At 52.0% G+C, this 6,209-nt stretch carries 4 protein-coding genes; all 4 read right to left on the reverse strand.

All coding sequences use genetic code 11. From position 1 onward, the window contains the following. Positions 1–20: 20 nt before the first annotated feature. Positions 21–1,658, reverse strand: a complete 1,638-nt coding sequence (locus tag AC0AP0_RS07610; RefSeq protein WP_490430016.1) for a glucosyltransferase domain-containing protein — start codon at positions 1,656–1,658, stop codon at positions 21–23. A gap of 66 nt (positions 1,659–1,724) precedes the next feature. Beyond that, entirely contained in the window at positions 1,725–2,774 is a 1,050-nt protein-coding gene (locus AC0AP0_RS07615; RefSeq protein WP_490430018.1) for a glycosyltransferase family 2 protein, read from the reverse strand. A 77-nt stretch (positions 2,775–2,851) separates the two neighbouring features. Then, positions 2,852–5,152, reverse strand: coding sequence for an RICIN domain-containing protein (locus AC0AP0_RS07620; protein ID WP_490430020.1), 2,301 nt, complete (start codon positions 5,150–5,152; stop codon positions 2,852–2,854). A gap of 589 nt (positions 5,153–5,741) precedes the next feature. Continuing rightward, a complete protein-coding gene (locus AC0AP0_RS07625) occupies positions 5,742–6,203 on the reverse strand; it encodes a metal-dependent transcriptional regulator (protein WP_490430022.1) in 462 nt (153 codons plus the stop codon). Positions 6,204–6,209 lie beyond the last annotated feature (6 nt).

Below are 6,209 nucleotides of genomic sequence, written 5' to 3' on the forward strand. Positions count from 1 at the left end.
TCTGAGCAGGCAGCAAGCCGCTAGTACAAGGCCAGATAGGCCTTGTCGCCAGAGAATACCAGCTGCTGATCCAAATCAAGCTGGTTCCAGTCCCGACCGGCAAAGTAGCGGCGATAGTCCGACCGAGGCATCTCGATTTTGCTTAGGTTCGAATGACTCAGATAATTGATCATCTGATAATTTGAGTAAGGGGTATTCATGATGCGCCGGTTCAGTTCGTACCTCTGATAACGCACACTGTCATATTTGACATGCACCCTTGCATCAGGAACTATGGCGATAGCTGTTACATGTTGGCCGGTGGAAGCCTCATGTTCTTTGATCTTCTGCGCGACACTCAGGGCATAGGCCTGGTCCTGGGTATTACTGACATAGGCATCATAAGCTATATCCGCCATGCATACGCTTGAAAAGAGCAGGAAGACGCCAGAGACGCCGATAAGCCTTGCAGCATGCCGAGCACCGTTGCCAGAGCCCGGGAAGGCCTCGGGCCTCTCAATCGTGACTTCGGCCTTTCGCCCAGGTTCCGGCATGGGCTCAATCGGGGTCCTGACCGTGAACGGCTGATGCCGGGATGCAAGCAGGGAAACCGCAAAAACCGTGGTCATTGACGCAATCCAAGCCCAAAAAGCCATATTGCTGCGCGGGGTCAAGAGGATATTCTTCTCGATATAGTGAGGGGCAAAGACTGCCAGATAGGCGACCACGGCGGCGCAAGCCAATTGCCCATAGGGCAGATTGTGCCTGGTTCGGAAGGACAGCACCAGCAGAGCAATCAGAAAGAGCAGTATCAGGGTAACGCTGAATCTGGGCATGAGTCCATCGGCATTATTGAGCAGAGACAGCTGGTATCTCAACACCTGTTTGAAGTTGGAGACAATAGTCGGCAAAGAAAGCCTGGCTCCACGGCCAGGATCGACTATGTACTTAATATGTATCAAATATCTTACGCAGATGACATTAAAAACAGAGCCGAATGCAGCCATGCCCAGCACCTTGGCCCAACGAAGCATCACCCGTGTAAAAGGCTCATGTCCTTCCCGTAAAGAAGTCAGGCAGCCGCCCAGCAAGGCGAGCGCTAAAAACACGCCTACCAAGCTTTGGTAGCACCCCAGAGCGATCAACAGACAAATGAGCGATGCAGCCGACAGCCAAGCATTCCGTCTGCCAAGGATGAGGCTGACGGCCAAGCCGACGAATACGGAACCGACAGCTGCAGACACAGCGCTTTCTGGGAACAAGAGGAATTCAAGTACGAATACGTTGATCCATACCACCGACAAGGTCAGACACAGACAGCACTGCCCAGCAAAGGATGAGATTCCGCCCAGCCTGGCAAAAGAGGCCGTGAGAATAATCAAAGAGATGGAGAATCCGATGATGCAGATTGCCATGAACAGTCGTTGCCGCAAAACCAGGTTCAGACCGAGGCTGTCCGCCACCAGCGTCAAACGCCACCATGTGTATCGGCCATTCTGCAAATACCAAAGAGCATTCTGGTCGTCGATCAGATGATAGGAATCCACCGAGTAATGTCGACGGGCAATCAGGGGAGCAAAGGCAACGGCGTTAAGGATGAAGGCCAATAGAGCAATGCCAGCGTGACGCTTCAGCGATTCGATAGGCATCGGTGCATGCCGAGAGAGGGCAGATTTCACGTTCAATACCTCTTTTGAATTATCTTGTCGAGACTTTCCCGGTCGAAATGCGGTTTGACGTACATATCAGATGCGTTCTTCGACGATATAGCGGGGTCGATGCTTCACTTCCAAATAGATTCGGCCAACATACTCACCTACTACTCCAATGCCTGACAGAATCAGCCCTCCAAGGATCCAGATTGAACACATCACAGACCCCCAACCGGCCACTGCACGACCACAGAAGAAGGAGACCAGCACATAAATAAGGATCACTATGCCTACCGCAACCGAAATGAGACCGATGCCGGTGATGGCCCTGAGCGGGGTGATTGAAAAAGACGTAATGCCTTCCACTGCGAATGACATCATCTTTTTCAAAGGATACTTGGACTCGCCTGCTGCTCTTGAGCCGCGCTTGTAGTACACCTTGCTATGGGGGAAACCAAGAGAAGGAACGATGCCCCGCAAAAACAAATTGACTTCAGTGTAGTGAGAAAGAGCCTCCAAGGCCGTACGGCTCATAAGCCGGTAGTCAGCATGGTTCGGTATTGTGTCGGTTCCCAGCCATGACATCATCTTATAAAACAGATCCGCTGTCGATCGCTTGAAAACAGTGTCGGTATCCCTGTTGTCCCTGACTCCGTAGACGATGTCGCTTCCTTTGGCATACTCCTTTACCATTGCATCAATGGCATCGGGATCATCCTGCAAATCCGCATCCATTGAAATGGCCGCGTCGCATCCACGATTCAGAGCCTCCATAAGCCCTGCATACAGGGCGTTCTGGTGTCCCCTATTATGAGAAAACTTAAGGCCATGCACCCTCGTAGGGTACTGGGAATGACTCGACTCGACAATTGACCATGTGGAATCCTGAGATCCGTCGTCCACAAGAAGAATGTAGCTGTTCTCTGTGATAAACCCACGCTTTTCCAAGTCTGAGAGCTTGGTATTCAGAACGGGCAAGGTGATGGGCAGAACGTCCTGCTCGTTGTAGCAAGGAATCACCAAGGCGAGTTGCGGAGCGCCCCTATCGTTACCCTGATCATCGGCATTCCCGCCGTGGCCGGAGGCAGATTCGTCTGCCTCGCTTTCAGGCAGATCCGATTTCAATTGCCCAGCAGTGTTCATGGTTTCTAACTTTAAACCCATGCTCAACCAAGTTTGCAGGATACCAGCGAAGGCTTGCTAGAAAGACAAACTATCAATCAATTGAGCACCGCCCCAGTCGTCTCATCGAAGTGGCGCATGGAGCCTTCGACTCGCTGCCAGCCCTTTAGCATCCACCCCATAACCGGATCGTAATATACCCACTTGCCGCCGTTGGATGCCAAGTGCTTCCATCCATAAGTGGTGGCGCCGCTCCAATCGTTAAAGTAGTACCAATTTTCATTGATATAGGCCTCTCCATGGAGCATCTGGCCGTTGGATGGATCGTAGTAGACCCACTTGCCGCCGTTGGAGGACACATGCTTCCACCCCTTAGCCATAGCGCCGGTCACGGGATCAAAGAAATACCATTTGCCGGCCTTGCTGCTTTCGCCCTTGACCATTTTTCCATCGGCAGCGTATCTTACATATTTTCCGCCGTTGGAAGTGAGGTAGAGATCCCGGCTTCTGACCATATTGCCGTCATAGGCAAAGTAATACCAGGACCCATCAATGAGCCTTTCGCCATGGGCCATTCCCAAAGTGCGGGGATCGTAATACACCCTTCGCCCATCAGGCAGCGTCTTCCAGCCCTGGGCCAGCTGACCGTCGTCACCTGCCCAGTACCAGAGTCCGGCAGAAGAATCATATATCTCCTTGGAACGGGCTTTCGCTCCGTTCTCATACCAGTACTTTCCACCATCAGCGCTCACCAACTGACCTGATGATGAAGAGTTGCCGTTGCCGCTTCCATTAACGCTGACCAGCTTGAATCTTTGATTCTCGCCTTGATTAGCCGCCCACAGTTCCAGCCTGGATCCCGGGGCACCATTTGAGGCAGTGATATCCCAAACCTTGTTCCGGCTTCCGGCATACACAGAAGCGATGTAGTACGAACCATCAATGCACCTATACAGGGTCCACTGCTGGTTGCGACCGCCATTTGCCGAAAACTGGATCAATGGTGTCCCGTTATCAGCCGAAGGTCCTGACGCATCCACCACTTTGCTGTAGCCAGTCGCAATGGTGTAATTACCGCCACCGGCCGGCTTGATATAGAACTGCTGGTTGTCCTGCCCGTTGTAGGGCCAGATATCCAGAGGCACACCATTGTCAGGACTGGCTCCTGTTACGTCGACATAACGATTGTCGAAAAGACTGGCGATATAGTAACGCCCTTCAGGAACGTCCGTGACTTTGGCGGCAAATGAATTGGGGTCGGTTCCATTGAAATCAGGCTGACTGCGTATGTTGCTGAAGGCGTTCAAATCCACGTGTCCGTTGATGCCGCTGACTGAACCGCTGCTACTGTATTGCCAACCCTTATCGGCACTTCTGAAATGAAAACCAGTACGCGGACCATAGCTGGCCACCCAATGCGTCTTGGAATGGATGTTGTCAGAATTCAAGGCGGAATAAAGATAATTGGTGTATGAGTACAAGGACAGCCGGTTGTATCCGGCAGATGACAGCTTGCCCCACCAGGTATTGACTATTTGATCATACGTTCCAGGATCGGTGGGATGACTGTGACCTGCCCAGGTCCAATTTTCCAAGTCATAATGAACGGGATAGCTGAGATCATAAGGGCTGACACCGGCCTGCCTCAACAGGTTGACCGCATTGTCGCCCTCAGCGGCGGCCGTATTGGCATCATAGGCGTACGAGTAGATATAGACCCCGAAAGGTATTCCCAAACGCTTGCATTCACTAATGTTCCTCTTGGCCTGTTTATCCAGGCCGTTGCCCCAACCGTAGCCTAGGCGGATGATGGCTCCGTCGACTCCGGAGTTCTTTACAGCCTCCCAATTTATAGTGTTCTGCCACACAGAAACATCGATGACCCCCTTGGCCTGGTCCGCGAAGAGAGTCCCATCAGCCTCAAAAAATGCCTGTGAACCTTGATACGAGCCCCAGTGGGCACCGTATTCATTATTTTGCAAAGAGGCAAAGGATGTACGCGACCGTACGGAGGAATCAGCTGTCGCCGGCTTCGCCTCTCCACCTTCGTTACCCTTGGTCTGTTGATCGGGATCCGTCTTGGAATCTTTTATGGCTTTTCTGACTTTATCCACATGAACAGGGATGAATGATTCTCCATTGGTCTTAGCCAAGGGATCTGCCTGATGGGTTGATGTCCCAACGATTTTCGGATCGGTGACTTTCTTGCCTGAGTCCAATTGCTTAAGCTGCTGGTCTGGTGTCAAAGCCAGATCATTCGCAACTACGGTCGAATCCTTAGGTATGGCGTTGCTGATTTTCTCTGGCAGTGGTTGATTGGGGTTGTCCGGCATAGACGCGCTCTGCGACTGGTCCTGATCGCCTATTGTCGAGGGGTTTGCGTGCTCTTCCTCAGCCACCTTTTCCTGCGTTGCTGACTGTGTACTCCACTCAGCAGCCGTGGATCCAGGTGCGCTGGGCTGAAATCCCATAGGGCCAGCCATTGCAGCAGAGGCAGCAATAACCAAAATATTTTTAATCACAGACCAAAGCACTGTTACGGCTCCCCTTCAATCGTCATGCAACAATGAACCCACCAACCACACTGGTACCAGCTTAGGAGGTAAAGCCGAGTTCGTCCAATGATCGCAGAATTGGTTTCGAAACATACCAGATACCAGACTTTCCAGTGTCACCGAAAGCTCCAAGGCCTGCCGAGCGGACACCTCAGCCTAAGAAAAGGCGTATGTATTGGTCCGGAACCTTGCTTGAAGACGATAAGCGAGACGTCCATTCATTTGCTGCCAGACAGAGTCTGGACGTTTTGGGGAATTTAGCTGGATCTTCCCGCAGATGCAGGGGATACCATGACCCCCAACACCGTGACTCCCAACAGGAAAACATTGCATGGTGGAATAATCCATAAACTCATAGCCGGAGATGATGGACGTGTTCCCTGATGGACAGCACAACCATCGTTGCTGCCGTGACATCTGCAGTGCATAAAATCTATTGAACAACTACCTGGATTCTTGAAGCCTGTGCATCATCCAATTCCAAAGGCTCAGCAATCCCCTTCGATTCATTCTCATCCCTATTGGGACTACTTTGCCCGGCCGATATCTTCTGAACGCGGATTTGCGCCCCCTGTGATGCGTCCCCAGGCGAAACTAATTTCAGCAAGGTCCCTGGGCGTACCCTGTGCTTGCTCAAGTACCTGAGCAATGCTGGATCCTGATCGCTTACTCGCCATACCCGTACGGTTTGCCCATCTTCCACCTGAGACAGAGACTTCGTTAGTGGGACATCGGGCATGCTGCCGGATTCGGTCGGTATGGCATCCCCATGCGGATCCTGGGATGGATGGCCCAGATAACGATCAATCCTGTCAACCATCTTCTCAGAGACGGCATGCTCAAGGGCATCAGCCTCCTCGTGCACTTCATCCCAGGTATAGCCCAGGACTTCCACCAGAAA

Source organism: Bifidobacterium sp. POST2/T3 (B1), assembly GCF_058197115.1.

Coding starts and splice junctions, on each gene's coding strand:
- AC0AP0_RS07615 (WP_490430018.1), bottom strand. CDS start 2,774: ATGAACACTGCTGGGCAATTGAAATCGGATCTGCCTGAAAGCGAGGCA.